Source organism: Pseudomonas sp. MWU15-20650, from assembly GCF_023242475.1.
Lineage (GTDB): Bacteria > Pseudomonadota > Gammaproteobacteria > Pseudomonadales > Pseudomonadaceae > Aquipseudomonas.
Window position 1 is genome coordinate 36286 of sequence record NZ_JALJFG010000040.1, and the last position, 25397, is coordinate 61682.

26 protein-coding genes and 1 pseudogene are annotated in these 25397 nt (G+C 59.8%); 12 read left to right on the forward strand and 15 right to left on the reverse strand.

The window, feature by feature from the left end; all coding sequences use genetic code 11:
* Nucleotides 1–14 precede the first annotated feature (14 nt).
* Nucleotides 15–782 (reverse strand): class III extradiol ring-cleavage dioxygenase, encoded by a 768-nt coding sequence (locus M5B43_RS23615; protein ID WP_248752327.1) that lies wholly within the window; start codon nt 780–782, stop codon nt 15–17.
* A 103-nt stretch (nt 783–885) separates the two neighbouring features.
* On the opposite strand from M5B43_RS23615, the gene M5B43_RS23620 reads away from it, so the two are divergent.
* A complete protein-coding gene (locus M5B43_RS23620) occupies nt 886–1542 on the forward strand; it encodes a thiopurine S-methyltransferase (protein WP_248752328.1) in 657 nt (218 codons plus the stop codon).
* A gap of 54 nt (nt 1543–1596) precedes the next feature.
* Here M5B43_RS23620 and htpX read toward each other — a convergent pair whose 3' ends face one another.
* Together htpX and M5B43_RS23630 are read right to left on the reverse strand one after the other, a co-directional pair.
* Nucleotides 1597–2484 carry a protease HtpX gene (gene htpX, locus M5B43_RS23625; RefSeq protein WP_248752329.1) on the reverse strand — a complete coding sequence of 296 codons (888 nt, stop codon included), beginning with the start codon at nt 2482–2484 and terminating at the stop codon, nt 1597–1599.
* Between the two features lie 303 nt (nt 2485–2787).
* Nucleotides 2788–3999, reverse strand: a complete 1212-nt coding sequence (locus M5B43_RS23630) for a pyridoxal phosphate-dependent aminotransferase (RefSeq protein ID WP_044273990.1) — start codon at nt 3997–3999, stop codon at nt 2788–2790.
* Nucleotides 4000–4201: 202 nt separating this feature from the next.
* Between M5B43_RS23630 and msrB the strand changes: the two genes are divergently transcribed.
* The 3 genes from msrB to M5B43_RS23645 all read left to right on the forward strand — a co-directional run bounded on the left by msrB (nt 4202) and on the right by M5B43_RS23645 (nt 5670).
* Nucleotides 4202–4594 (forward strand): peptide-methionine (R)-S-oxide reductase MsrB, encoded by a 393-nt coding sequence (msrB, locus tag M5B43_RS23635; RefSeq protein WP_248752330.1) that lies wholly within the window; start codon nt 4202–4204, stop codon nt 4592–4594.
* A gap of 129 nt (nt 4595–4723) precedes the next feature.
* Nucleotides 4724–5209 (forward strand): glutathione peroxidase, encoded by a 486-nt coding sequence (locus M5B43_RS23640; protein ID WP_248752331.1) that lies wholly within the window; start codon nt 4724–4726, stop codon nt 5207–5209.
* On the forward strand, nt 5206–5670 hold the full coding sequence (locus M5B43_RS23645; protein WP_248752332.1) for a MarR family transcriptional regulator: 465 nt from the start codon (nt 5206–5208) through the stop codon (nt 5668–5670). Before M5B43_RS23640 ends, M5B43_RS23645 begins: the two co-directional genes overlap by 4 nt.
* Here the strand turns inward: M5B43_RS23645 and M5B43_RS23650 are convergent.
* A complete protein-coding gene (locus M5B43_RS23650; RefSeq protein ID WP_248752333.1) occupies nt 5651–7960 on the reverse strand; it encodes a response regulator in 2310 nt (769 codons plus the stop codon). The genes M5B43_RS23645 and M5B43_RS23650 overlap by 20 nt on opposite strands.
* A 165-nt stretch (nt 7961–8125) precedes the next feature.
* On the opposite strand from M5B43_RS23650, the gene M5B43_RS23655 reads away from it, so the two are divergent.
* Nucleotides 8126–9016, forward strand: a complete 891-nt coding sequence (locus M5B43_RS23655; RefSeq protein WP_248752334.1) for an ATP-binding protein — start codon at nt 8126–8128, stop codon at nt 9014–9016.
* Nucleotides 9013–9495 (forward strand): GAF domain-containing protein, encoded by a 483-nt coding sequence (locus tag M5B43_RS23660; RefSeq protein WP_248752335.1) that lies wholly within the window; start codon nt 9013–9015, stop codon nt 9493–9495. The genes M5B43_RS23655 and M5B43_RS23660 overlap by 4 nt, the downstream gene beginning before the upstream one ends.
* A 30-nt stretch (nt 9496–9525) precedes the next feature.
* On the opposite strand, the gene M5B43_RS23665 is transcribed toward M5B43_RS23660, so the two are convergent.
* From M5B43_RS23665 to M5B43_RS23700, 8 genes and pseudogenes are all read right to left on the reverse strand, one after another.
* The gene (locus M5B43_RS23665; protein WP_248752336.1) at nt 9526–13161 is read right to left on the reverse strand and encodes a transporter substrate-binding domain-containing protein; all 3636 of its coding nucleotides are present in this window, start codon (nt 13159–13161) and stop codon (nt 9526–9528) included.
* A gap of 8 nt (nt 13162–13169) precedes the next feature.
* The gene (locus tag M5B43_RS23670) at nt 13170–13796 is read right to left on the reverse strand and encodes a response regulator transcription factor (RefSeq protein ID WP_248752337.1); all 627 of its coding nucleotides are present in this window, start codon (nt 13794–13796) and stop codon (nt 13170–13172) included.
* A gap of 255 nt (nt 13797–14051) precedes the next feature.
* On the reverse strand, nt 14052–14447 hold the full coding sequence (locus M5B43_RS23675; protein ID WP_248752338.1) for a response regulator: 396 nt from the start codon (nt 14445–14447) through the stop codon (nt 14052–14054).
* Between the two features lie 168 nt (nt 14448–14615).
* Complete coding sequence (locus tag M5B43_RS23680) at nt 14616–15947, reverse strand: deoxyguanosinetriphosphate triphosphohydrolase (RefSeq protein WP_248752339.1); 1332 nt, start codon at nt 15945–15947, stop codon at nt 14616–14618.
* A 130-nt stretch (nt 15948–16077) separates the two neighbouring features.
* Nucleotides 16078–16274: pseudogene (locus tag M5B43_RS23685) on the reverse strand (hypothetical protein); the annotation flags it as partial.
* A 114-nt stretch (nt 16275–16388) separates the two neighbouring features.
* A complete protein-coding gene (locus M5B43_RS23690) occupies nt 16389–16730 on the reverse strand; it encodes a hypothetical protein (RefSeq protein WP_248752340.1) in 342 nt (113 codons plus the stop codon).
* Nucleotides 16727–17113, reverse strand: coding sequence for a phage holin family protein (locus M5B43_RS23695; RefSeq protein WP_248752341.1), 387 nt, complete (start codon nt 17111–17113; stop codon nt 16727–16729). The genes M5B43_RS23690 and M5B43_RS23695 overlap by 4 nt, the downstream gene beginning before the upstream one ends.
* Nucleotides 17114–17117: 4 nt before the next feature.
* Complete coding sequence (locus tag M5B43_RS23700; RefSeq protein ID WP_248752342.1) at nt 17118–17432, reverse strand: YqjD family protein; 315 nt, start codon at nt 17430–17432, stop codon at nt 17118–17120.
* A 346-nt stretch (nt 17433–17778) separates the two neighbouring features.
* On the opposite strand from M5B43_RS23700, the gene M5B43_RS23705 reads away from it, so the two are divergent.
* Nucleotides 17779–18987, forward strand: coding sequence for an ammonium transporter (locus M5B43_RS23705; RefSeq protein WP_248752343.1), 1209 nt, complete (start codon nt 17779–17781; stop codon nt 18985–18987).
* A gap of 130 nt (nt 18988–19117) precedes the next feature.
* Here M5B43_RS23705 and M5B43_RS23710 read toward each other — a convergent pair whose 3' ends face one another.
* Nucleotides 19118–20821, reverse strand: a complete 1704-nt coding sequence (locus M5B43_RS23710; RefSeq protein ID WP_248752349.1) for a monovalent cation:proton antiporter-2 (CPA2) family protein — start codon at nt 20819–20821, stop codon at nt 19118–19120.
* A gap of 202 nt (nt 20822–21023) precedes the next feature.
* Between M5B43_RS23710 and M5B43_RS23715 the strand changes: the two genes are divergently transcribed.
* From M5B43_RS23715 to M5B43_RS23725, 3 genes are all read left to right on the forward strand, one after another.
* Nucleotides 21024–21260, forward strand: coding sequence for a glutaredoxin family protein (locus M5B43_RS23715; protein ID WP_248752344.1), 237 nt, complete (start codon nt 21024–21026; stop codon nt 21258–21260).
* 74 nt (nt 21261–21334) lie between these two features.
* Nucleotides 21335–21670, forward strand: a complete 336-nt coding sequence (locus M5B43_RS23720) for a hypothetical protein (protein ID WP_010565034.1) — start codon at nt 21335–21337, stop codon at nt 21668–21670.
* 68 nt (nt 21671–21738) lie between these two features.
* Nucleotides 21739–22629, forward strand: coding sequence for a pseudouridine synthase (locus tag M5B43_RS23725; RefSeq protein WP_248752345.1), 891 nt, complete (start codon nt 21739–21741; stop codon nt 22627–22629).
* Nucleotides 22630–22683: 54 nt separating this feature from the next.
* On the opposite strand, the gene M5B43_RS23730 is transcribed toward M5B43_RS23725, so the two are convergent.
* Both M5B43_RS23730 and mobA read right to left on the reverse strand, forming a co-directional pair.
* Nucleotides 22684–22905, reverse strand: a complete 222-nt coding sequence (locus M5B43_RS23730; protein WP_248752346.1) for a YgdI/YgdR family lipoprotein — start codon at nt 22903–22905, stop codon at nt 22684–22686.
* Nucleotides 22906–22984: 79 nt separating this feature from the next.
* Nucleotides 22985–23587, reverse strand: a complete 603-nt coding sequence (gene mobA, locus M5B43_RS23735; RefSeq protein ID WP_248752347.1) for a molybdenum cofactor guanylyltransferase MobA — start codon at nt 23585–23587, stop codon at nt 22985–22987.
* A 76-nt stretch (nt 23588–23663) separates the two neighbouring features.
* Here mobA and moaB point away from each other — a divergent pair, with 76 nt between their 5' ends.
* Together moaB and glp are read left to right on the forward strand one after the other, a co-directional pair.
* The gene (gene moaB / locus M5B43_RS23740) at nt 23664–24203 is read left to right on the forward strand and encodes a molybdenum cofactor biosynthesis protein B (RefSeq protein WP_248752348.1); all 540 of its coding nucleotides are present in this window, start codon (nt 23664–23666) and stop codon (nt 24201–24203) included.
* Between the two features lie 22 nt (nt 24204–24225).
* Nucleotides 24226–25397: gephyrin-like molybdotransferase Glp (glp, locus tag M5B43_RS23745; protein WP_248752350.1), on the forward strand; the 1172-nt coding region annotated here is incomplete at its 3' end.

Below are 25397 nucleotides of genomic sequence, written 5' to 3' on the forward strand. Positions count from 1 at the left end.
TGCTCACCGAGATGTCAGTCGAACCGGTAGATATCCATGCCCAGTGCGCCCAGGGTGAAGCCTTGGTGCGCCACGCTGAAGTGGTCGCCGGCGCCTCGAGCGAAGTACAGCGGCAGTAAATGTTCATCACTGGGATGGCTGCGCACGGCATTCGGTGCCTGGCGGCGATAGTCATGCAAGGCGGTTTCATCATTGGCCGCCAGCTTGTCCACCACCCAATCGCGGAAGTCTCGCGCCCATGGCTCGATGCTTTCGGGGCCGGCGTGCCAGTTCAGCTCGCCGAGGTTATGGGTGATGCTGCCCGAGCCGATCAACAGCACGCCCTGCGCGCGCAAGCCGGCCAAGGCATGCCCGACGCGGGTTTGCAGGGCAGGGCCCATGTGGCTGGGCAGGGAGACTTGCACCACGGGGATGTCCGCCGCTGGGTACATCAGCGACAGCGGTACCCAGGTGCCATGGTCGAACGGGCGCTGCTCATCGATGCGCGCATCCAAGCCGTCGGCATGCAGCCGTTCGACGATCTCATTGGCCAACTGTGGATTGCCCGGTGCCGGGTATTGCACGGCAAACAGCTCGCGAGGGAAGCCGCCGAAGTCGTGCCAGGTCTCGGGAGCGACGCCGCCGCTGACCAGCAACGCTTGGCTTTCCCAGTGCGCCGACACCACCACAATCGCCTTCGGGCGTGGCAGCTCCGCGGCCAGGCGCTGCAAGGCCGGGCCACTGGCGCCGGGTTGCAGGGCAAGCATGGGCGAGCCGTGGGAGATAAACAGGCTGGGGAGCATGGGAACGGTCCTAAGGGTTAATATGGATCCATCTTCAATCAGATCACTGATCTAAATCTAATATAAGTTTTAGCGTCTTTTGATCGAATTTTCAGGGTGAATTATGGAGCCTAAGTTTTGGCGAGAGCGCTGGGCGCGCAATCAGATCGGCTTTCACCTGCCCGGCGTTAACCCCTACTTGCAGCGGCATTGGCCAGGACTGGCGTTGGCTGATGGCGCGAAAGTGCTGGTGCCGTTGTGTGGCAAAAGCCTGGATTTGATGTGGCTGGCGAGTCACGGGTACCACGTGATGGGGGTGGAACTGTCGGAGCGGGCGGTGGGTGCCTTCTTCGGCGAGCAGGGGCTGACCCCGCAGGTCAGCCAAAGAGGCGCTTTCAAGGTGTATCACGCGGGCTTGATCGAAGTGTGGTGCGGTGATGTCTTTGCCCTGGATGCTGGCGCTGTGGCTGATTGCAGCGCGCTGTATGACCGTGCGGCGTTGATCGCTTTGCCGCCGTTAATGCGGGCGCAATACGCCGAGCATCTCAATACCCTTCTGGCTCCTGGCTGCAAGGGGTTGCTGATCACGCTCGACTACGACCAGGCACTGAAAGCCGGCCCACCGTTTGCGGTGACCGATGCAGAGGCCCGGTTACTGCTCGGGCCCCACTGGGCCCTGGAGATCTTGGAGGAGCAAGACATCCTCGGCGAGAGCCGGAAGTTTGTACAAGACGGCGTTACCCGTCTTGAAGAGCGCGTTTACCGGCTGGCCAAAGCGTAGATCGCGGCCACAAAAAAGGGGCGATTCAATCGCCCCTTTCGTATTGCCAGGTTATCAGCCCCGACGACGCAGTGCTTCAATCCGCTCTTCCAGCGGTGGGTGGCTCATGAACAGGCGAGCCAGGCCCTGCTTGATACCGCCGTTGATACCAAATGCCGTCAGGCTGTCCGGCATATGCACCGGCAGGCCCTGCTCGGAACGCAGGTGCTGCAGCGCTGCAATCATCGCCCCGGTACCGGCCAGGCGAGCACCTGCTTCGTCTGCGCGGAACTCACGTTTGCGTGAGAACCACATGGTGATCGCGCTGGCGAGGAAGCCCAGTACCAGTTCAGCGAAAATGGTTGCCACGTAGTAGGCAATGCCTCGGCCTTCTTCGTTCTTGAAGATCACCTTGTCGACAAAGTTGCCGATGATCCGCGCGAAGAACATCACGAAGGTGTTCACCACGCCTTGTACCAGCGCCAGGGTCACCATGTCACCGTTGGCCACGTGGCCGATCTCGTGGGCCAGTACCGCCTTGACTTCGTCATAGGAGAAGCGTTCGAGCATGCCTTGGCTGACGGCAACGAGTGCGTCGTTCTTGTTCCAGCCGGTGGCAAAGGCGTTGGCTTCATACGCCGGGAAGATACCGACTTCGGGCATCTTGATACCCGCTTCACGGGACAATTGCTCGACGGTCTGCAGCAGCCATTGCTCATGCCGGGTACGTGGCTGAGTGATGACCTGGGTGCTGGTGCTCATCTTTGCCATCCACTTGGAGATGAACAGCGAGAACAGCGAGCCGGCAAAACCAAAGACCGCACAGAAAACCAACAGCTGATTGAGGTTCAGGTCAACCCCGTTGGCCGCCATGAACCCGTTGAAGCCGAAAAGGCTCAGGGTGATGCTGGCAATCAGCACGACCGCCAGGTTGGTGGCCAAGAACAGCAGGATGCGCATCATGGTTGTAAGGTTCTCCTCATGCTTAATATGTCGCGTACTGCGGGGTATATAAGGTGCGGCATGGGGTGATTCAACCGAGCGACTATTTCAAACTGTGTCCTACAGCCTGAATGTAGAGCCTTGAAGGGATTTTCCGACCTTTAATGTCGGTCGTGATCTGCCCACGGTTGCCTCGCCGCCCCATGATTATAGGGGGCAGGCCACAGGCAGAGGTCAAATGAAATACAACGGCCGGCCAATGACAAAGAAGTGTTGCCAGATAATCGCTGTACGACCCAAGGAGGTCGTACAGCGTCAAATACGTTACTGGCGATAGGACTTCAGGAAGTTACCGATGCGACCGATGGCCATCTCCAGGTCGTCCACTCGCGGCAATGTCACCACGCGGAAGTGATCCGGCCACGGCCAGTTGAACGCAGTGCCCTGGACCACCAGCAGTTTTTCCGACAGCAGCAGGTCGAGCACGAACTTCTCGTCGTTGAGGATCGGGCAGACTTTCGGGTCGATCCGCGGGAAGGCATACAGCGCGCCCATCGGTTTCACGCAACTGACACCCGGGATGGCGTTGAGCAACTCCCAGGTACGGTTACGCTGCTCCAGCAAGCGACCTTGGGGCAATATCAGGTCGTTGATGCTCTGGTAGCCGCCGAGCGCGGTCTGGATCGCATGCTGGCTCGGCACGTTGGCACACAGGCGCATATTGGCCAGCATGTCGATGCCTTCGATGTAGCTCTGGGCGTTGTGCTTGGGGCCGGAGATGGCGATCCAGCCGGAGCGGAAACCCGCCACGCGGTAGGACTTGGACAGGCCGTTGAAGGTCAGGCACAACAGGTCTGGTGCCAGGGATGCGGTGCAGATGTGTACGGCGTCATCGTAGAGGATCTTGTCGTAGATCTCGTCGGAGAACACCACCAGGTTGTGCTGGCGTGCCAGTTCGAGCATGCCCAGCAGCACTTCCCTGGAATACACCGCGCCGGTGGGGTTGTTCGGGTTGATGATCACCAGGGCCTTGGTGTTCGGGGTGATCTTGGCCTTGATGTCGGCCAGGTCCGGAAACCAGTCGGCGCCTTCGTCGCACAGGTAGTGCACCGGGTGGCCACCGGCCAGGGTCACGGCGGCGGTCCACAACGGATAGTCCGGCGCGGGTACCAGCACTTCGTCGCCATTATTGAGCAGCGCCTGCATCGACATCACGATCAGTTCGGACACGCCGTTGCCCAGGTAGATGTCCTCAATGCCGACACCTTCCACCTGCTTCTGCTGGTAGTACTGCATCACGGCCTTGCGCGCACTGAACAGGCCCTTGGAGTCGCTGTAGCCTTGGGCCGTCGGCAGGTTGCGGATCACGTCCTGGAGGATTTCGTCCGGCGCTTCGAAACCAAAGGGCGCCGGGTTACCAATGTTCAGCTTGAGGATGCGATGACCTTCCTCTTCCAGGCGCTTGGCGTGCTTGAGCACTGGGCCGCGAATGTCGTAGCAGACGTTGGCGAGCTTGTTCGATTTGCTGACCTGCATGGCGATGTGATCCTGAAAATGAACGATCCAGACGGCGTAGGCACTACCGTACTGTGAATCCTGCGAGGTCTGCACCCATAAATACGTTTGAATGCCGAAAGCGCGGGTGCCAGACTGGTGTTTTGAAGAGGCGCAATCATACGTGCCACCTGATCCATGGAAAAGACACAGATCAGGGTTTTTCAGTTGCCGAGGTGTACCGATGGAAAAGTTGCAGAAAACCGTTGAAGAATGGAAGGCAATGCTCGATCCGGAGCAGTACAACGTGTGCCGTCTCAAGGGCACCGAGCGACCTTTCAGCGGCAAGTACAACGGCACCAAGACGGACGGCGTGTACCACTGCATTTGTTGCAACGAGCCGCTGTTCGATTCCAGCACCAAGTTTGATTCCGGTTGCGGCTGGCCCAGTTTCTATGCGCCCATTGCCGACAGCGCGATGGTCGAGATCCGTGACGTCAGCCACGGCATGATCCGTACTGAAGTCACCTGCGCCAAGTGCGACGCGCACCTGGGGCATGTCTTCCCGGATGGCCCTCCACCGACGGGCCTGCGTTACTGTATCAATTCGGTGTGCCTGGACCTGGTGCCACGCTGACTCCCTGGCCGCCCCCGCGAGCCGTGCGGGGGCGATCTATAACGGGGTATCACCTTGATCAATCAAATTGCACACAATTGAATTGACCGCTATGTTTTCTCTTCTTACCCCTTCATTTGAGGCACTGCCATGAGCGACAACTTGCTGAGCATCCCTTGCACCACCATCAAGGGTGAGCAAAAGACCTTGGCCGATTTCGCCGGCAAGGCCATTTTGGTGGTCAACACCGCCAGTAAGTGTGGCTTCACCCCACAGTACAAGGGCCTGGAGCAACTCTGGCAGCAGTACAAGGACCAGGGCCTGGTGGTGCTGGGCTTTCCCTGCAACCAGTTCGGCAAGCAGGAACCGGGCAACGAAGGTGCGATATCCGAGTTCTGTGAGCTGAATTTCGGCGTCAGCTTTCCGCTGTTCAAGAAAATCGATGTCAATGGCAGCGAGGCTCATCCGCTGTTTGTACAGCTGAAAAAACAGGCGCCAGGGTTGCTGGGGTCCAAGGGTATCAAGTGGAATTTCACCAAGTTTCTCATTGGCCGTGACGGCAAGCAGGTCAAGCGTTTTGCACCGACGACCAAGCCGCAGGACCTGACCCGAGAGATCGAAGCCCTGCTCAAATGACCGACGCATCGCCCGTGTCCCTGGCCCTGGACAACCAGTTGTGTTTCAAGCTTTACGCGGCGTCCCGTGCCATGACCCGCGCCTATAAGCCGATGCTTGATCAATTGGGCCTGACCTATCCGCAATATGTGGTGATGCTGGTGCTGTGGGAGTGGCACGACACCCCGGCGCCGCAGCCTACGGTCAAGGCCCTGGGGGAGCGCCTGATGCTGGATTCGGGCACGCTGACGCCGCTGCTCAAGCGCCTGGAGCAACTGGCCTTGGTGAAGCGCCGGCGCAGTGTCCGCGATGAGCGCGAAGTGCACTTGAGCTTGAGCGACGCTGGCGCCTACCTGCGGGATCAGGCTCACGGCCTGAAAACCCGCCTGCTGTGCGACAGTGGTGTGGACCTGAATCAGGCCGATGCCTTGCGCGATGGCCTCGATCAGTTGCTGGCGCAGATCAGAGGCTTGTCGTCGTAGGCACCCACAGGTCCAGCAGGGCATTGAGTTCTTCGCGGCGAAACGGCTTGGCCAGGTAATCACTCATCCCCGCCGCCCGGCAACGTTCGCGCTCTTCGGACAGCGCGTTGGCGGTCAAGGCGACGATGGGCAGGTCCGGCCAGCGCCCGCTGCGGCGAATTTGCCGGCTCGCTTCGTAGCCATCCATCACCGGCATGTTGCAATCCATCAGGACCATGTCGAAGCGCTGGTCCTCGAGGAGCTTGAGCGCTTCGCCACCATGGGCCGCCACAATCACCTCACATCCAAGCTTGCTGAGCATCCCCTTGGCCACCAGTTGATTGACCGGGTTGTCCTCCACCAGCAGGATGCGTGCCCGGTGAGCGAGGGGCGGGGCTTCCATCTGGATGGGGTCGAGGATCAGTTGCGCATCGCTGCGCAGGTTACGTTGCAGGATCTGGTACAGCGCATTACGGCTCAATGGGCGTGCTTGTTGCTGGAGCGGCGCCAGGGCTGCCACCTCTTCGCTGGGCATGAAATTGCCATAGGCGGTGATCAGCAGGATCGGCGCGGTAATCGCTGGGCGCAGACGGAACAGGCATTCCGGGCAATCGGTAATCAACAGGTCGGGAGTCAACCCGCTCAAGTCATCGTCCTGGGAATAGCAGCGTGGCGTCAGCCCCCAATAGGGCAGCAGGCGGGTGAGCAGTTCCGTCAAGCCGCCGCCGGCGCTGGTGATGGCAATGACTTCTCCGGTGAGCGGAGTGTACCGAGTGGCCGGCAAATGGGGGGGCAGCGGCAGCTCGGCGCAGAATTGGCTGCCAAAGCCCACCTCCGAACTGATACTCAAACGACCTTTCATGGCTTCGCACAGGTTGCGAGTCAACGCCAGCCCCAGGCCTGTGCCGCCAAATTGCCGGGTGATGCCGGCGCCGGCCTGGGTGAACGGCTGGAAAATCTTTACCTGCGCTTCCTGGGCAATCCCGATGCCCGTGTCACACACTTCAATGTTGACCAGACCTTCGTGGGCACTCAGGCGCACGTCGACGCGGCCGAAACGCGTGAACTTCAAGGCATTGGAGAGCAAGTTGCTGACGATTTGCCGCACGCGTGTCGGGTCGCCAATGACCTGGGCGGGAAACTGCGGGTCGATCAGGCAGGTCAGCTCCACACTCGGCGCGGCGTTCTGCGACAGCAAGTTGGCGGTGTCTTCCACCAGTGAGCCCAGGTCGAACGGGATACGCTCCAGCTCCAATTGGCCGGCGTCGAACTTGGACAGGTCGAGGATATCGTTGAGTAACTCGACCAGCACCTTGCCCGAGTCATGGGCGATGGACAGTTGTTGGCGCTGCTCGGCGTTCAGCGGGCTGTCCAGCGACAGCGCGATCATCCCCAACAGCCCGTTGAGCGGCGTGCGAATTTCATGGCTCATATTGGCCAGGAACGCCGCCCGGGCCTGAGCCATGCCCAGCGCAGTCATTTTCGCGGCCTCCAGCTCATCGTTGGATTGGCTCAAGCGTTGGTTGCTCGCCTTGAGCTCCAGCGTGCGTGCGGAGACGATATTTTCCAGTTGGCCCAGGTATTCCGTGAGGCGATCCTCGGCGTGGCGCCGCTGCTGGATTTCGGTTTCCATGTTTTCGAATTGCTGGTTGGCGACGCTGACCAGCACGCCGATTTCGTCATGCTCATGCCCCGGTGGGCAATCCAGGCGGGCCTGTTTACGCGTACTCAATTCTCGAATGATGCGCACCAGGGGTTGGGTGAGCATCACATAGAACAGGCCCAGCAGGATCCCGGTCAGGAGCAGGCTGCGGGCAAATCCGTTGAGCAGGGTGATTTCGGCGCGACGTAGGAAACGGCTGCCAAAAGCATAGGTGTCCACATCAAGGAGCAGCACACCAAGGGACTCATTGGGCATATGGCTGAGGTACAGCCGGTCCTCGAACAGGCGGTTGGCGCCAAACAGAAAATCGCTGATGGGCCTGTAGTTACTTTCCTTGCGTGGCCGGTCGACGTCAGCCAGGACCACACCATTGTTGTCGATCAGCCGCGCGTGAGTGATGGCCGGGGAGCGCAGCAGGCCCAGGGTCAATTCCTGGGCAAGTTCGGCATCGATGTTGTAGGCGATCCGTGAGGCGGGGTTATGGCTGATTTCGATCAGCGAGCTGATTTCACGGTTGATGGATGCGTCTTCACTGGCATAATCAATGCCGATTTGGATCAGGCTGAGCAAGGTTCCCAAGACGAAACCGACCAGCACAGTCAATCTGGCTTGTTTATAAGACAAGCGGTGGGCGAACTTGATATCCATCGAGTGTTGAACCACTTCACGTTTCCCTTCGCCCGGCAAGCATAGCTGAACATCCACAAGCTCTGGCTTGCCCGGCATGAATCGTTTTTTTGACGCAGCCTTGTGCGGTCTGCCACAGGGTTGCCAATACGCCATCTTTTACAAGAACTTGCCAGAGGAATAGACATGGATTCGCGATTGAATGCCTTTCTTGAACGGGCCGATGCGGTACTGGCGCGCCTGGAACCCTTGTTACCTGCCCCTCGCCAATCTATCGACTGGAACCAGTGCCTGGCCGCGCGTTGGCAGCGCGAAGGCCGCAGCGGTTTTCTGTTGCCGCTGGACGTGAGCCTGGATATGCGCCTGTCGGACCTGATCGGCGTGGACAAGCAACGTGAACAACTGGCTCGCAACACCCAGCAGTTTCTCGATGGCCTGCCCGCCAACCATGCACTGTTATGGGGTTCGCGCGGTACTGGCAAGTCTTCCATGGTCCGCGCGTTGCTCGCCCAGCACGCCAAGGCCGGCCTGCGCTTGATCGAAATCGAGCGTGATCACCTGGCCGACCTGCCACGCGTGGTTGAGCAACTGATCAAGCTGCCGCAACGGTTCATCCTGTTTTGTGATGACTTGTCGTTTGAGGCCGGCGAAGGCGACTATCGCGTGCTCAAGAGTGTGCTGGACGGCTCCCTGGAGCAGGCGCCGGAAAACGTGTTGTTGTATGCCACCTCCAACCGTCGCCATCTGGTGCCGGAAAACCAGAGCGACAACGACAATTGGAAGCGCGTAGACGGCGAACTGCACCCGAGCGAGGCGGTTGAGGACAAGATTGCCTTGTCCGACCGATTCGGCTTGTGGCTGTCGTTCTACCCGTTTAGCCAGGAGCACTTCCTGGATGTGGTGGAGCACTGGATCGGTGAGTTGGCGAGCAAGGCCGGCTTGCAGTGGCAGCGCGATGAACAACTTGATGTCCTCGCGGTACGCTGGGCCACCGGGCGCGGTAACCGCAACGGCCGTTGTGCCTATCAGTTCGCTCGTTACTGGGTGGGTCTTAAATTGCTGGAGCGTCAACCATGATCGATTTACAACAGGCCGGTACCGGCCTTGATGGCTATGCCCTGCTGTGTGCGCAACTGGAGTCACTGTTGGCGGATGAGCGGGATTTTATTGCCAACAGTGCGCAGTTCTCTGCGTTCCTGTTCAACCAGTTGGATGACCTGAATTGGGCAGGCTTCTATCTCAATCGTAATGAGGAACTGGTGCTCGGGCCATTCCAGGGGCAGATCGCCTGTGTGCGAATCCCGTTCGGGCGTGGCGTATGCGGGGCGGCGGCTGCCTCACGGCAAACCCAGCGGGTGGAAGACGTGCATGCGTTCCCCGGGCATATCGCCTGTGACAGTGCCTCGAACAGTGAGCTGGTGGTGCCCTTGGTCAAGGACGGCCACTTGATTGGCGTCCTCGACCTCGACAGTCCGCAGTTGGCCCGTTTCACACCTCAGGACCAAACGGGTATCGAGCAACTGGCTGCGATCTTCTTGCGTTTGACCGATTGCTGAAGCAGCGAGGCAGGGGCGTGCCCCTGTCTCTCATTGGCCATCCAGGTCATGAAGTTGAGCTTGCAGTGTCCTTTCCAGTTCCAGCATGAGTTTTTCCAGGGCTTTGATACCGGCTTCGATCACCGACCTATCCTCATGGCGGGAACAGGCTTGCTCCAAAGCTTCGCATTGCCCGGTCAACGAGTGGGCTTGAACGATACGCGCGGCTCCCTTGATTTTGTGGGCTTGCTCAATGATCTCCGCAGGCGTTGCCTGCCCATTCAGCAGGTCAATAAGTACCTTGCGGTCGTGACGGCTACTGCTCAACAGTTCGTCCAGCAGGCGTCGACACAATTGCGGATCACCGCCGGTCAGCGCCTCCAGGCAGTCCATGTCCAGCCGTTGGCTCGTAGACCGAGGGGCGATTTGTGCCAGTTGCCGTTCCAGTACCGTAAGGCTGATGGGCTTGAACAGGCAGTCATCCATGCCAGCTTCCACGCACCGTTGCCTTTCTTCTGGCTGAGCATTGGCGGTAAAGCCCAGCACCACACAGGGCGCCAACTGTTCACGCTGTTCATACTCGCGGATGGAACGACTCAACTCGTAGCCATTCATGATGGGCATGTTGCAGTCTGCGATCACCAGGTCGAAATGCTCCTGGCGCCAGGCTTGGAAACCGGCAGCACCGTGCTCGGCGGCGGTGAATTGGTGGCCAAGGTAGCCCAGTTGTTGGCACATCAGCAGACGGTTCGCCGGGTGGTCATCTACCACCAGCACGTTCAGCACCGGTGTGGAGGCGGGTGCCACGGGCTTGTGTTCGCCTACGGCCTCGATCGGGTGCAGGCGGGGCATCCTCAGATTGACATGCACCTGGGTGCCTACCATGGGCACACTGCTCAGGCTTAACTGGCCGCCCATCATTGCGCAGAGGCTGCGGCAGATCACCAGACCCAACCCCGCACCGCTCCTGGCCAGTTGCCCGGAATTGTCCGCTTGGGCGAATGGTTCGAACAGGCGCAGTTGGTCGTCCCGATTAATGCCAATGCCGGTGTCTTCGACAACCAGTTTCAGCTCGATCTGTTCCGGCGCCTCAGTCGGCTGGAGCTCCACTTTAATCTTCACCTGCCCGCGTTCGGTGAACTTGATGGCGTTACTTACGAGGTTGGACAGTACTTGCTTGAAACGCAGCGGGTCTATCTGGACTTCGATGTCGTTCTGGTCGGGCTTGAACTCCAGCTGCAGGCTTAGGGTCTTCTGGCGAGCAAGACCATCGAATACACGTACCACGGACTCAATGACCTCCCGCAGGTTAACGCGTTCCGGAGCCAGGCTGAGACGGCCCGACTCAATGCGTGCGATGTCCAGAATATCGCCGATCAGCTCCAGCAGGTCCTTGGCCGAGTTGTACGCCACTTCAATGGCCGGGCGGTCCAGATGCCCTTGGTCGGCGCGCTTGAGCGTCAGTTCGAGCATGCCGATCACAGCGTTCATCGGCGTGCGGATCTCGTGGCTCATGGTGGCAAGAAACGTGCTTTTTGCGCGATTGGCCTCGTCGGCGCGCTCCTTGGCGGCGCGTAGTTCATCAAACAATTGGCGCCGGTCACTGATGTCGATCCAGCCCCCGATAATGCCTTGGACTTCGCCGGTGGAATCGCGATAGGGCAGGATCCAGTGGTAGATGGTCAGTTTCTTCTCGTGAATATGCAGGGTTCGATCCAGGATCAGCGGGTTGCCCTCGGCCACCACCCGCAGATAGTCAGCATGGTACTGCGCCGCCTCCGACGCCAGGGCCATGCTCATCTGGGTCACGCTTTTGCCAATCACGTCTTCTCGCCTGACGTCGAACACTTGCAGGTAGCTGTCGTTGCAGGTTTGCAGCAGACCGCTGCGGTCACGGACGTAGATCGGATGTGGGGTTTCATTGACCAGCGCGCGCATGAATTCGAACTGGTCGTTGAGGGCGCGCTCGGCCATTTTTCGCTGCTTGATCTGGCGACGCATGTAGGCGTTCCAGGCCAGGGAAATCAGTAGCAGCAACCCTGTGCCGATAATGATCCGTGCGATGAACTCGTGGTAGTTGCGCCAGTAACTGTCGGATGCGGCGGTGTAGCCACGCCAACGACTGTTGATCACCCCCATTTCATCCGGGGCGATACTGAGCAGCGCCTTATCAAGGATTGAACTCAGTTCGGTGGCGTGGCGCGAGGTTGCGAGGGTAAACGCTGCTGGGGTTGTTCCGATGCTGGAGCTGATCTGCAGCTTGTCCTGGAAGACCTGTGAAGACAGGACGTAGTTGGCGATCACCAGCGTGTTAACGGCGCCGTCCACTTGCCCCTGTGCGAGCAGTTCCGAGGCCCTGAAGGTATCGCTGGTTTCCACCAGGTGAACCTGTGGGAAGTCGCTGCGCAGGGTGGAGGTAAGGGGGTTGCCTTCGGTTATCGCCAAGCGTTTGCCCGCCATCTGCTCCATGTTCGAAGGGGCTCCGGGCTCTTTGCGTGTCAACAGTACGTAGGAATTTTCCAGGTAGGGACGGCTGAAATTGAGCTGTGTGTCTCGTGCATTGCTTGGAACAATGGCCCCGATGATGTCGACTTTCTGGGTAGTGACTTGCTCGATCATCGAATTGACATCCCGCCCGCGTTGGATCGAGAAGCGCAGGCCGGTGCGCAAGCGAATCAGCTCCAGGAGGTCGGCAGTGATACCGCGGAAGTTACCGTCGGCATCGAAGAACGTGAGCGGCGCAAACGTTTCGTTCACGATGACTTTCACCACGGGGTGCTCTCTGAGCCAGCGTTCTTCACGCTGGGTCAGTTGCAGCTTCTTATCGGTCAGCAGGATGTCGCTGCCGGCGCTCCAGCGCTTGGCAATGCTATCGCGTTCGTTGATGGGGACCGCTGCCAGTACCGAGTCGACGATGCTCAAGAGAATCCGGTCCTCCTGGCGCAGCGCAAAGCTGAACCCAAAAGCTTCATGCTTGCCGAAGTTGGCCATATGGATGTTTTTGAGGTAGCCCTTGTTAATCATGTAGTGGGTGGAAATGGTGTCACCGAGAAACACATCCGCCTGGTCGAATGCCACCGCATTCAAGGCATTTTGATAAGAGGGATAGCTGCGGATGATTGCCTTGGGGTACAGCCTCTGCACTTCATTGAGCGGCAGGTAATGGTAGACAAGGCTCAGGCGCAATCCTGCCAGGCCATCGTTGAGGCTGCGTGTTTCTCCCTCGCGCGTGACCAGTACGGGTTGGTCCACCGCGTAGGGGGCTGACAGAATGAGATTCGGGTTTGCGGCCTCAAAGCCATTGGAGGAACCCAGCACATCAATTTCACCGTTTTCCAGGGCCTGGATGGAAGCCTCCCGGGAAGCATAGCGTACGACCTTGACCGGCAATGAGAGCGCCTTGGCCAGCAGCCCTGCGTAATCAGCGGTGAGACCTTCATAATCATAGCCGCTTGAGGTGAGGTCGAAGGGTGGGTAGTCAGGTGCGGAGGTACCCAGCACCAGTTCGCGTTTGTGCTGTAGCCATTGGCGCTGAGCCTTGTCAAATTGAGTGTCCAGTTGAACGCTGCCCGCACGACTCAATAAGTTGAAATGCTCCGGTTTGGTGGGGTGCTCCGCGAGCACGACGGTGCTGAAGCACAAGCCGGCACTCAATATAATCAGATAGTCCTTTATACGCCTGGGCATCCGCTTTCTCACACTAGCGCGTTTCGTTTTGCCATCTCGATGAGTTCTACCAAGGATTTGGCCTTGAGTTTTTGCATGAGCCTCTTTTTATAAGTGCTGACGGTCTTGTTACTTAAAAACATACCTTTGGCTATTTCTTTGTTAGTTCGGCCTTGTGCAAAAAGTTGCAATACCATCAGCTCCCGGTCGTTGACTGTTTTAAATAGTTCGAGCTCCTGAAAGTCCACGCCCTCCGTTCCGTTGGCATTCAACGCTTGGCTGGGGAAGTAGTTGTAGCCGGACAGGACGGCGCGGATGGCGCTCAGTAACTCGCTCAGGTCACCCTCTTTGCACACATAGCCCTCAGCGCCCGAGCGCATGCACCGCGTGGCAAACAAGGTGGGGCACTGGGCCGTGAGTACCAGGGTTTTCATCGAGGTGTTCATGGCGTTGAACCGACAGAGCACTTCAAGGCCGTCAAGTTTAGGGATGCTGATGTCGAGAATGACCAGGTCTGGAAGGCATTCGCGGACCATTTGTATGGCGTCGCATCCATTGTCTGTTTCGCCGACGACTTTGTAACCTTCGTGTTCCAGTAACATCCGAATGGCAAGCCGTATAACAGGGTGGTCATCGATAATAAAAACTGAATTCATAGTCACATTCCATGCCGGTGCAAATAAAGCGGGCACATTAGCTCAGAAGATGAGTGAACAGCATGAAGCTCGGGGGGAGTAGATGCAAAACAGGAAAGTTCCTACGTGTAAAAAGTCTGCGCCCTACAAGTTGGACGGTAATCGTGACATCGGATGTCAGTGTTTGAAGGTAATTGCTGCAAGTGAGAGTGCCAGGGATTTTACGCCGGGGCTCACGTCGAATTTCTTTGGTGGGGATGTTTAGAGTCCTACAATTTATACGTTGAAAGTTGATGAGATCAAACGTTCAAGTTCATCTTTGTTCAGCGGCTTGGACAAATAGCCGAGTAGCGGAAGGTTTCGTTGTGAGGCTTGTGTCGTCAGCTTGATCAGATCCTCTGCCGGCAGCCCGCTCAGCAGGATCGCGCGGGTGACATAGCGTCGACGACTGGCGATTTCCACCAGCTCAAGCCCAGGTAGGTCAGGCAGGCACTGGTCGCATAGCATAAGGTCGAAGGGCTGTTCGGACTGGATCATCGTACGGATCGCCTGCTCGGCATTTTCCACTGGGGTCAGTTGGTCGAAGCCGTAGCTTTTGAGCAGGCATTGGGTGGCCAGGAGTTGAAAGGGATGATCCTCCACCAAAAGAATACGAAGGGTGTATCTGGACATAGAGAGCACACAGTGAGTCAGGCGCCGATGGAGGGCGTAGGAAGTGCCTCATCTGGTCCGCCAGGAGCGTGCGTGATTATTCTTCGGGCGTTTGTAAGAATTCGATCAGGCCGCTCTGTTCCCATCGTAGGGGAATTCCTTTCAGGGAACAGGCTGCTTCCTCGAGTCTTATTGAGGGCTGGAGCGCCCGGTCATCTCCCGTGCCATTTCGGTGGCGTAGCTGTCGGTCATGCCCGCGATAAAGTCGATCATACGCAGGAACGAGGCGTGCAGCGGCCAGGCTGGGTCCGGCGCGCTGTTGCCCAGCAAGTCGAGAATGCGCCGGTTCTTGAACGACGGCGTGCGCCCACCGTGTTGCTCCAATGCTGCGCCGCAAAATGCGTTCAGCAGGATCTCCAGCGTGGTATATGCGCCGATTTCGTGCAGTGTCTTGCGTTTGTCCTGGAAGATTTTTTTGCGCGCCATGTCCTTGGCATCCAGCACGCAGCGTTTGGCGGGGCCGTGCATGTGCTCAACCAGATCGCCCGGCAGCGTGCCCGCGAGCAGGGCGTCCTGCTGTTCGACAAACGCCTGCGCCGCGGCATTGGTCAGGTGCTCGATGGCCTTGCCGCGCAGGATCGCCAGCTTGCGGCGGCGGGAGTCCTGCGGGCCTAACTGCCGATACGTCTGTGGCAGGTCATCGCCTACCAGGTCGAGCAGCAGCGACTCGACCTCGGCGTACTCCAACAGCTCCATCTCCAGGCCATCTTCCAGGTCGATCAGCGCGTAGCAGATATCGTCGGCCGCCTCCATCAGGTACACGAGCGGGTGGCGGGCCCAGCGCTGCTCCTCGAGTTGAGGCAGGCCAAGCTTATGGGCAATCTGCTCGAGGATCGGCAGCTCGCTCTGGTAGCAGCCGAACTTGTGCTTCTTGTAGCCCAACGAGTCCGCATGACGGGCGGTCCAGGGGTATTTCAGGTAGGTGCCCAAGGTGGCGTAGGTCAGCCGTGTACCGCCGTCGAACTGATGATATTCAAGCTGGGTCAGTACCCGGAAACCCTGGGCATTGCCTTCGAAATTGAGGAAGTCATTACGTTCGGCGCTGCTCATGTCATCCAGCCAGCCGCGCCCGGCGGCCTGTTGGAACCAGTGGCGAATGGCATCTTCACCGGAGTGCCCGAACGGCGGGTTGCCAATGTCATGGGCCAGGCAGGCTGATTGCACGACCATGCCCAGGTCGCTTGGGTCGCACCAGTCGGGCAGGGCGCTGCGCAGGGTTTCGCCTACGCGCATGCCGAGGGAGCGACCGACACAGCTGACTTCCAGTGAGTGGGTCAGGCGCGTGTGGATATGATCGTTGCTCGATACCGGGTGCACTTGGGTCTTGCGGCCAAGGCGACGGAATGCGCCGGAGAAAATGATACGGTCGTGGTCTTTGTGAAACGGGCTGCGGCCCAGTTCTTCGGGGCTGTGCAGGGGCTTTCCAAGACGTTCGCGGGTCAGCAGGGTGGGCCAATCCAAGGCGGGTACTCTCCGTACGGTGAATGACACCCCCAGCTTCCCGGTTCCGTCCTGGCGGGGCAAGCAAAAAACTACAGGCCGGCCACGTCGATATCGATTAACAGTAAGCGCTGACCGTTATTGAAGAACTGTCCGGCTGCAATGCCAGCACTCGGTCGAGTTGGGAGTAGCCGGCGCCGCAATCGTCGATGGCAAGCAAGGTTGCCCCGGGCGTGTGAGGGCCAGCAAACAGTGAGCCTACGGGCCCAGGGCCTCGACCTCGACGATGCGCCCGGTGACGGTATCGATGAACGGCTGGAGGCCGGCGAGCAGTTGCCCGTCGATCACGGGGCCTTCTTAATTGAGCAGGCAAAAAAAGGCCCGGCCCTCTTTGACGAGGGCCGGGCCGACTCTGTTGGCAAGAGTGTAGCCAGCAGGCGTTCAGGGAGCCAGGGAACGCAGCTACCCTTTGCGCGACGTGCCTTGCATGGCCAGCTTGATCAGCGGGATCAGCCCGGCACCCAGCCGTACCAGGCGCGTCAGGCTGCTGATGCTGCCACCCTTGGCACCCTTGCCGGTAAAGAAGCCCATCAGGGTCACCGCCGCCACGCCCCACAGCGGCGCGTGCTTGATGCCCAGGCTGTCCTGCCAGTTATGCCGCAGGTCGCGCACTTTTTGCAGGGGCGCCATTAACTGATGGGATTCGTGGCGGATTTCCTGGCGGTGCATTTCCATGCGCAGGCGAATCAGCGCCTTGCGCATTTCACGGCGTGATGCGGTTTGCGGGATTTCAGTCAGGCTCATGGCAGCAGGCGCTCCCGGTCATTGGCCAGCTCTTCGAGGGTGGCATGGAACGGCGTGGACTCATCGAATATCGCCGCTTTCAAGCGTACCCCGCAAAACACTGCGGCCAGGGTATAGAACACGCACAGGCTGATGATTCCGGTGAGGCGGTAGGTGTCCCAGACCAGGATCATCACCAGCGCCGACAACCCCACCAGCAGCAGCAGGGCAAACACCAGTGCCAGGCCGGCAAATAACAGCAGGCTGACGGTGCGCGACTTCTGCTCCTGCAACTCGATGCCAAACAACTCGACGTGGCTGTGCAGCAAGCCTAAAACGGCTGCGCCCAGGCGTCGGGAGGTAGAACTTGTGCCCGTTGACGAGCCGGTTTCGCCGATAGACATAATGTTAGCGCCTTGTAGCCAGCAGACCGATCAGAAAGCCCACGCCGGCCGCGATCCCGACCGACTGCCATGGGTTGGCCTGCACATAGTCTTCCGTCGCCGTGACCGCCGCCTGGCCGCGTTCACGCAGGGAGTCTTCGGTCAGTTGCAGGGTCTCGCGAGCCTTGAGCAGGCTCTCATGGATCTTGGTGCGCAGCTCGTCGGCCTGGTCGCCGGCCAGGACGGCAGTGTCGTCCAGTAGTTTTTCGGTATCACTGACCAGGGTTTGAAAATCCGCCATCAGTATTTCTTGAGCAGTCTTTGCAGTTCTTCTGGCCATGGTTATCTCCGTGATGGGCTGATCGGTACGTGTGGTTTCGAGTCACCGGTTTCGGTGAAGGTTCAGTTCAATTGTCTGGTACAGCTTTTGCTTTGCCTTGGTGCGCAGCCTTTGGGGCCTGCGCTGAATCTGGGCGGTCGAGGCTTACACCTTCAAAAACCTTACCCTAAATAATTGAAACTCGCGGAAAAACCCTGTCGGGAACGACCTGTTGTGTTGATCGCTGCGCTAAAGCGGTTCACGCCCTCGGAAGCGGGGTGGAGCCGGTTGTGCCAATTTAGTGCGCGACACGCTGGTTTGAACCGCTTTGGTGCTTTTTGCCTTTAACGCAGGCCTGCCAACCTCCATGGAAAATTTGCAAAGTGCGGTGGACACCCTTGTTCACAGCTCCAACACCCTGTTCATTCTGATTGGCGCGGTCATGGTCCTGGCGATGCACGCCGGCTTTGCGTTCCTCGAAGTCGGCACCGTACGCCAAAAGAACCAAGTCAACGCCTTGTCGAAAATCCTCAGCGACTTCGCGATCTCCACCCTGGCCTATTTCTTTATAGGCTATTGGATCTCTTACGGCGTGAGCTTCATGCAACCGGCAGCCGTGATCAGTGCGGATCACGGCTACGGCCTGGTGAAGTTCTTCTTCCTGCTGACCTTTGCCGCGGCGATTCCGGCGATCATTTCCGGGGGGATTGCCGAGCGCGCCAAGTTCGCGCCGCAGTTGTGTGCGACGGCGCTGATCGTGGCGTTTATCTACCCGTTTTTCGAAGGCATGGTGTGGAACGGCAACTTCGGCCTGCAAGCCTGGCTGCTCGCCAGTTTTGGTGCCAGCTTCCATGACTTTGCCGGTTCGGTGGTGGTACATGCCATGGGCGGCTGGCTCGCACTGGCGGCCGTCTTGCTGCTGGGCCCGCGCAACGGGCGGTATCGGGAGGGGCGCCTGGTCGCGTTCGCACCGTCGAGTATCCCATTCCTGGCATTGGGCTCGTGGATCCTCATCGTCGGCTGGTTCGGCTTTAACGTGATGAGCGCACAAACCCTGAATGGGGTCAGCGGCCTGGTGGCGGTCAATTCGTTGATGGCCATGGTCGGCGGCACCGTGGCCGCGCTGGTCATCGGCCGTAATGACCCAGGCTTCCTGCACAACGGCCCGTTGGCCGGGCTGGTGGCGATTTGCGCCGGCTCCGACCTGATGCATCCGGTGGGCGCGCTGGTGACCGGTGCCGTCGCCGGTGGCCTGTTTGTGTGGTGCTTCATTGCCGCCCAGGATCGCTGGAAGATCGACGACGTGCTGGGTGTATGGCCGTTGCATGGCTTGTGTGGCGTGTGGGGCGGTATCGCTTGCGGCATCTTCGGGCAGACCGCCCTCGGCGGGTTGGGCGGTGTGAGCCTGGTCAGCCAACTGATCGGTACCGCCCTCGGCGTGGCGGTCGCGCTGGCGGGGGGCTTATTGGTCTACGGGGGGATCAAGCGCGTACATGGGCTGCGCCTGAGCCAGGAACAAGAGTATTACGGCGCGGACTTGTCGATCCACAAGATCGGTGCCGTCAGTCAGGATTGATGGGGGCTTCTGGCTTGCTGTTCGCCCTGGGGAGCATCGGTCTCTACACAACTTTTGAAGGCAGCCATAATCTCCTGTGGCAAGCCCGCTCGCCACGGGTTCAGCGCTGCCCCCAGAGTTGTGTAGATACCTATGCCCGGGGAGGAAAACCGTGCAGCAGGCGATAGTGGTTGTGCCGTACTTCATCGACCCGCGCTTGCACCTGTTGGTCCGGCAGGCCCAGCAGGATCAGCGCGTGCGAGGCGAGCATCAGGCTTGACTCCAGCAATTCGGGTACCACTTCGCTGGCGCCCGCGGCTTTCAGTTCGGCCAACTGGCTATCATCGCGGGTGCGCACCAGGATCGGCACGTCCGGGTTGATCCGGCGCGCTTCTGTGAGCACCACCAGGGCGACATCACTGTTGTCGACCGCGATGACCACCAGCCGGGCCCGCTCCAGGCCGACCGCACTGAGCAAGGCTGCGCGACGGCAATCACCGTAATGCACATTGCAGTCCTGGGCGGCGGCTTCCTGTACCCGTTCGGGGTCGTCATCCAGGGCGATAAAGGCTTGTCGCTCACGCTGCAGGAATCGCCCGATGGATTGGCCCACCCGGCCATAACCGCAGATCACCGCGTGCCCCTGCAACCGGGCGTTGAGCGCAGTGATTGCCTCCAGTTGCACTTGCTGGTTGGGCTTGCGGTGCAGGTACAGGGCAATCTTGGGGGCGGCGCGCAGCAGCAGTGGCGTCAGCAGCATCGAGCAGAAGGTGGCGGCGAGCAGCAGGCCGTTGAATTCATCCGGGACCAGACGGCTCTGCTGCATCTGCGCCATCAGTGCAAAACAGAACTCGCCCCCCTGGGCCAGGGCCAGGCCGCTGCGCCAGGCTGTTTCACTGTCACTGCCGCGCTGCTTGACCAGCAGGGCAACCACACTGCCCTTGACCAGCATCAGTGTGAGGGTCAGCCCGAGGATCAACAGGCTGTGGCTGACAAACAACTGCAGGTCGATGAGCATGCCGATGCTGACAAAAAACAACCCGAGCAGAATGTCGCGAAACGGCCGGATATCCGCCTCGATCTGATGACGGTAATGACTTTCGCCCAGCAACATGCCCGCCAGGAAGGCACCGAGGGCAGGGGACAGGCCGAGCCAATGGGTCAGCCAGGCAGTGAGCAGCACGATCACCAGTGCCAGCAATACAAACAGCTCTGCCGAGTGGGACGCGGCGACTTCATGAAACAGGCGCGGCAGCAACCAACGGCTGGCGAACAGCAGGCCCACGAACAACACCACGGTCTTGCCCAGGGTCAGTGGCAATGCCCAGTACCAGGCGTGTTCGCTGCTGCCGGCAAACACGGGCACCAACGTCAGCAGCAGCACTGCCACCACATCCTGGAACAGCAACACGCCGATCGCATTCTGGCCATGGCTGCTGAAAATCTCCCCAAGGCTGCTCAGTTCTTTACTGACAATGGCCGTGGAAGACAGCGCCAGTCCCGCCCCGAGCAACAGTGCAATGCCTGGTGCCAGACCAAGGCCCATCAATAAAACGCCGAGCAGCATCCCGCACCCCAGCACCTGCAAACTGCCCAAGCCAAACACCACGCGGCGCAGAGCGAGCATTTTCGACAGGGAAAACTCCAGGCCCAGGGAAAACAGCAGGAAGACCACGCCCATCTCGGCGAGGTCGGGCAGGTCCTCGTTGTCATTCACCCAGTCGAGTGCAGTGGGGCCTACCACCAGGCCCACGCACAGGTAGCCCAGTACGGGCGGCAATTGCAGCCGGCGAAACAAGGCAATCATCACCAAGGATGAGGCCAGAATAATCAGCAGGTTGGCGAACACACACATCTCCGTTGCAGGGGGGGCGCAGGCAAAAAAGCCGCGAGAATCGCTGAATTTGTTATAGGCCATGGTGATCTGGGTCAGGTGTTGTGTGGGGGATGGCATTTCATGTCGAGCGTGCTGCACCTGAGCAAGGCGCCAGCGCCCTCGCCACCGGTATACGAGGAGCTTAGAATGGTGGCGTGTTTTCCGACTGAGTCACTTTGCCATGCCTCCCGAATGCCAGCTATTCACCACGCTGGGCTGCCATCTGTGTGAGCTCGCCGAGCAAGAGATCATGCCGTTGGTCGACCACGGACTGATGGTGGAGTTGATCGACGTCGCCGATTCCGAAGCCCTGTTTGAAGCCTACGGCCTAAGGATTCCGGTGCTCCGCCGGGTGGACACAGGGGCGGAATTGGGGTGGCCGTTCGACACCGAGCAGGTGGTGTCCTTTCTGCTTTAGCATTTACGCGATGGCGGGTTTTCGAATATTACGTTACTGTATGTTTGTACAGCGATTGAGTAGAGGGAACGCCCGTGGTGAATGTTGAACAACTGAAAAGCAGCGTCAATCGCATGTCCGCCGATGTGGTGCGCGATGCGGTGAACGAGCTGCGCCTCGATGGCCTGGTCACGGAAGGCAAGACGCCATTTAACAAAGTGCATTTCAACACCTGCTTTGCGGAAATCGAGGCGTTGTTCCAGCGTGCCGGTTATCACAAGCAGCTGGATGTGGTGGGTTATCAGGGCCTGCTGTACGCGCTGTATGATCCGGGGCGCTGGGAAGCGGTAGATGTATTGCGCTGGCTCAAGGAATTCACCGAGGCGGCGAGTGCTTCACCGATATTGCGGGCAGAATTGGCCAAAGCGTGAGAGTCCTAGGCTCAAGCCCGCTCCATGCGGGATAATGCCTGTCGGTTTTCAAGGCTTCGAGCACCTGCATGTCCACTTCCGTTTTTTCTCCATCCCAGCACCAAGCCAGCACCCTGTACCTGCCGCCAGGCCCATGGGCAACGGTGCTGGATTGCCTGTGCGAACATTTTCCGGCTATCGGCCGTGAGCATTGGCTGGACCGCATTGTCCGTGGCCGGGTGTTGGACATCGATGGCAGCCCGATCAGCCAGGACCTGGCCTACAAGGAGGGGCTGTGCATCTATTACTTTCGCGAGGTGCCGAACGAGAAAGTAATCCCAGTACAGGAGAGCATCCTGTACGCCGATGAACACCTGGTAGTGGCGGACAAGCCGCATTTCCTGCCAGTCACGCCAGCCGGTGAGTACGTCGAACAAACATTGTTGCGCCGCCTGATTCGCCGCCTCGACAATCCCGCCCTGGTCCCTCTGCACCGCATCGACCGGCATACGGCGGGGTTGGTGCTGTTCTCGGCTAACCCGCAAAGCCGCTCGGCGTATCAGCAACTGTTTCCGACACGCCGCATCGACAAGTTCTACGAAGCTATTGCCCCCGCCCTGCCTGACTTGACCTTTCCCTTGGTGCATAAAAGCCGCCTGGTGGAGGGCGAGCCGTTCTTTCGCATGCAGGAAGGGCCTGGCGCCAGCAACACCGAAACGGCTGTGCACGTGCGGGAAAAAAACGGCGAGTTATGGCGTTATGGCCTGTCTCCCGTGACCGGTAAGAAGCACCAACTGCGCGTACACATGACCGCGCTGGGGGCGAGCATCTGCAACGATCCGTTCTACCCCGATGTGATCAAGGACGCCGAGGACGACTATGCCAACCCGCTGAAGCTGTTGGCCCAGGGCGTACGTTTTATTGACCCGGTCACCGGTGAAGAACGCAGTTTTCGTAGCGCAATCACCCTCGACTGGTAACCCCGAAAACGACAAGGCCCGCGCGAGGCGGGCCTTGGATGCAAGCGCCAGGGCTTACAGGTCTTTGACGGTGCGAACCTGATCCTTGTTGACACGGGTCTGCTTGCCGTCCAGCTGTTCGAACTCGTAGAAGCCCGAAGCCTTGTCGAATTTAGGGGTGTCGACAGCCTGGATTTCGCGACCGTCATTCAGGGTGATCACTGTCGGCGAGGCGCAACCGGCGAGGGTGGCGAGGCCCAGTGCAAGCATGAGAGCGGCGATGGTCCGTTGAGTCATGAGTGTGTCTCCGAGAGAATACTTTTTGAGTGCTGAACTTGTGACGTCTGCAACGCCGGCAAAGTTCCTTGTGCAAGGCTCATTCTGACACGCCAGTTCTGGGGTGCAACAGTTCGGGCGTATTAAGGTTGGCCAGGCGCGGGTCATTGGCGGGGCATTCGAGTCCTACACCCCCCAGTTGCAGCAGGATGTTGCGCGGGCTGCGCTCACCGGCTTCCCAGGCCCGTTCCACCTGGTCTTTCAGGTGGGTGGGGATGATGCACAGCAAGGGTTCCCAGAACTCGCCCTGGCGCACCATCACCGGCAACAGCGGGTTACGTTGCGCGGTCGCACGTAAGTCGGCGAGCAGTCGCTCATCGATTTGCGGCACGTCGCACGGCAAGATCAGCAGATGCTCTTGGCGTGCGACGGCCAATCCCGCGCGGATACCCGCGAGCGGGCCGGGGAAGTCCGGGCAGTCGTCGCCTACCAACTGGTCGGCATAGGGCGCGTAGCGGTCATGGTTGCGGTTGCACGAGATAATCAGGTCATCCGTCAGTGGCCGGACCAGCCTTTGCACGTGGGCGATCAACGGCTGGCCCCGCCATTCCAGCAGCCCTTTGTCCTGGCCCCCCATTCGCTGGCCACGACCACCGGCCAACAACAGGATCGAACAAGGCAGGGGTGACGATTCAAAAGACATGGCAGTTCCGCTGGGGCAGGTGAATAGGGCCCTGTGATATAACATCGGGCTGTTCCTACGACAACCGGACCGTGCCATGAAAGCCAAGGCTGATGCGCCCTTCGTACCCTTGAATATTGCTGTCTTGACCGTCAGCGACACCCGTACCCTGGAGACCGACACGTCGGGCCAGGTCTTCGTCGAACGCCTGACCGCCGCCGGCCATTACTTGGCCGAGCGTGTGTTGCTCAAGGATGACCTCTACAAGATCCGCGCCCAAGTCGCCCATTGGATCGCCGAGGACGTGGTGCAGGTCGTGCTGATTACTGGCGGCACTGGCTTCACCGGCCGCGACAGCACGCCCGAAGCCGTGGCTTGCCTGCTCGACAAGCAAGTCGATGGCTTTGGCGAACTGTTCCGCCAGATTTCCGTGGCCGATATTGGTACCTCCACCGTGCAATCCCGCGCCCTGGCCGGCCTGGCCAATGGCACGCTGGTGTGCTGCCTGCCGGGCTCCACCAATGCGGTGCGCACCGGTTGGGACGGTATCCTGGCCGAACAGCTGGATAACCGTCACCGGCCCTGCAACTTCGTGCCTCACCTGAAGCAGGCCGAACCCTGCCAGTCCCGTGGATAAGCCGGGCAAGACCGGTGCACTGATGCCGGTGGAAGACGCGCTGCACCAACTGCTGGCGTTGGCCGAAGCGGCGCCGATCCGTGAGCGGGAAGAGGTGCCCCTGGCCGCGTGCGATGGCCGTGTGTTGGCGCAGGCCCTGATCTCCACCCTCGACCTGCCGCCCTGGCCCAACAGCGCGATGGACGGCTATGCCGTGCACCTGGCGGATTGGACCGGCGAACCGATGGCGGTGAGCCAGCGCATTTTCGCCGGCCAGTCTCCGCAGCCCCTGGCCGCTGGCACCTGTGCGCGCATCTTCACCGGTGCGCCGGTACCGCCAGGTGCGGACTGCGTGGAAATGCAGGAAAATGCCGTGGTCCACCCCGACCAACGGGTGAGTTTCACCGAGCCGTTGCGGGTGGGCCAGAATATCCGTCCCCGAGGCCAGGAAACCACCGTCGGCGAGCCGGTGTTGGCCGCCGGCACACGCCTGGGGCCGATCGAACTGGGGCTGGCCGCCTCCCTGGGCCGTGACCGATTGGAGGTCGTGCGCCGCGTGCGTGTGGCCGTGCTGTCTACCGGCGATGAGTTGATCGAGCCAGGCTTGCCCCTTGGCCCAGGGCAGATCTACAACAGCAACCGCCGCGTACTCTGCAGTTGGCTGGCGCGCATGGGCTGCGAAGTGGTCGATGCCGGGATTTTGCCGGATGACCTGCAACAAACCCGCACGCGCCTGGCAGGGCTGGGCAGCGTCGACTTGATCCTGTCCACCGGTGGCGTTTCGGTGGGCGAAGCCGACTTCCTCGGGATCGCCCTGCGTGAAGAGGGCGAACTGGCGTTGTGGAAATTGGCGATCAAGCCAGGCAAACCACTGACGTTCGGGCATTTTCGCGGTGTGCCGGTCATTGGCTTGCCGGGCAACCCGGCGTCGACCCTGGTGACCTTCGCCCTGTTGGCCCGGCCCTATTTACTGCGTCGCCAAGGTGTCACTGAGGTGGCACCGATGCGTTTCGACGTGCCGGCAGGGTTCGTCTGGCCCACCGCTGGCAATCGTCGCGAGTACTTGCGCGGCCGCATCGAGCAGGGCAAGGCCATCATCTACCGCAACCAGAGCTCCGGCGTGCTACGCAGTGCGGCGTGGGCCGAAGGCTTTGTGGAGGTGCTGGAAGGCACAACGTTGGCGATCGGCGATCGGGTTAATTTCATTCCTTTGAG

Bases quoted from the DNA above. Each gene is read 5' to 3' on its own strand.
- M5B43_RS23615 (WP_248752327.1), bottom strand. From the start codon at position 782: ATGCTCCCCAGCCTGTTTATCTCCCACGGCTCGCCCATGCTTGCCCTG.
- M5B43_RS23620 (WP_248752328.1), top strand. From the start codon at position 886: ATGGAGCCTAAGTTTTGGCGAGAGCGCTGGGCGCGCAATCAGATCGGC.
- htpX (WP_248752329.1), bottom strand. From the start codon at position 2,484: ATGATGCGCATCCTGCTGTTCTTGGCCACCAACCTGGCGGTCGTGCTG.
- M5B43_RS23630 (WP_044273990.1), bottom strand. From the start codon at position 3,999: ATGCAGGTCAGCAAATCGAACAAGCTCGCCAACGTCTGCTACGACATT.
- msrB (WP_248752330.1), top strand. From the start codon at position 4,202: ATGGAAAAGTTGCAGAAAACCGTTGAAGAATGGAAGGCAATGCTCGAT.
- M5B43_RS23640 (WP_248752331.1), top strand. From the start codon at position 4,724: ATGAGCGACAACTTGCTGAGCATCCCTTGCACCACCATCAAGGGTGAG.
- M5B43_RS23645 (WP_248752332.1), top strand. From the start codon at position 5,206: ATGACCGACGCATCGCCCGTGTCCCTGGCCCTGGACAACCAGTTGTGT.
- M5B43_RS23650 (WP_248752333.1), bottom strand. From the start codon at position 7,960: ATGGATATCAAGTTCGCCCACCGCTTGTCTTATAAACAAGCCAGATTG.
- M5B43_RS23655 (WP_248752334.1), top strand. From the start codon at position 8,126: ATGGATTCGCGATTGAATGCCTTTCTTGAACGGGCCGATGCGGTACTG.
- M5B43_RS23660 (WP_248752335.1), top strand. From the start codon at position 9,013: ATGATCGATTTACAACAGGCCGGTACCGGCCTTGATGGCTATGCCCTG.
- M5B43_RS23665 (WP_248752336.1), bottom strand. From the start codon at position 13,161: ATGCCCAGGCGTATAAAGGACTATCTGATTATATTGAGTGCCGGCTTG.
- M5B43_RS23670 (WP_248752337.1), bottom strand. From the start codon at position 13,796: ATGAATTCAGTTTTTATTATCGATGACCACCCTGTTATACGGCTTGCC.
- M5B43_RS23675 (WP_248752338.1), bottom strand. From the start codon at position 14,447: ATGTCCAGATACACCCTTCGTATTCTTTTGGTGGAGGATCATCCCTTT.
- M5B43_RS23690 (WP_248752340.1), bottom strand. From the start codon at position 16,730: ATGAGCCTGACTGAAATCCCGCAAACCGCATCACGCCGTGAAATGCGC.
- M5B43_RS23695 (WP_248752341.1), bottom strand. From the start codon at position 17,113: ATGTCTATCGGCGAAACCGGCTCGTCAACGGGCACAAGTTCTACCTCC.
- M5B43_RS23700 (WP_248752342.1), bottom strand. From the start codon at position 17,432: ATGGCCAGAAGAACTGCAAAGACTGCTCAAGAAATACTGATGGCGGAT.
- M5B43_RS23705 (WP_248752343.1), top strand. From the start codon at position 17,779: ATGGAAAATTTGCAAAGTGCGGTGGACACCCTTGTTCACAGCTCCAAC.
- M5B43_RS23710 (WP_248752349.1), bottom strand. From the start codon at position 20,821: ATGTGTGTGTTCGCCAACCTGCTGATTATTCTGGCCTCATCCTTGGTG.
- M5B43_RS23715 (WP_248752344.1), top strand. From the start codon at position 21,024: ATGCCTCCCGAATGCCAGCTATTCACCACGCTGGGCTGCCATCTGTGT.
- M5B43_RS23725 (WP_248752345.1), top strand. From the start codon at position 21,739: ATGTCCACTTCCGTTTTTTCTCCATCCCAGCACCAAGCCAGCACCCTG.
- M5B43_RS23730 (WP_248752346.1), bottom strand. From the start codon at position 22,905: ATGACTCAACGGACCATCGCCGCTCTCATGCTTGCACTGGGCCTCGCC.
- mobA (WP_248752347.1), bottom strand. From the start codon at position 23,587: ATGTCTTTTGAATCGTCACCCCTGCCTTGTTCGATCCTGTTGTTGGCC.
- moaB (WP_248752348.1), top strand. From the start codon at position 23,664: ATGAAAGCCAAGGCTGATGCGCCCTTCGTACCCTTGAATATTGCTGTC.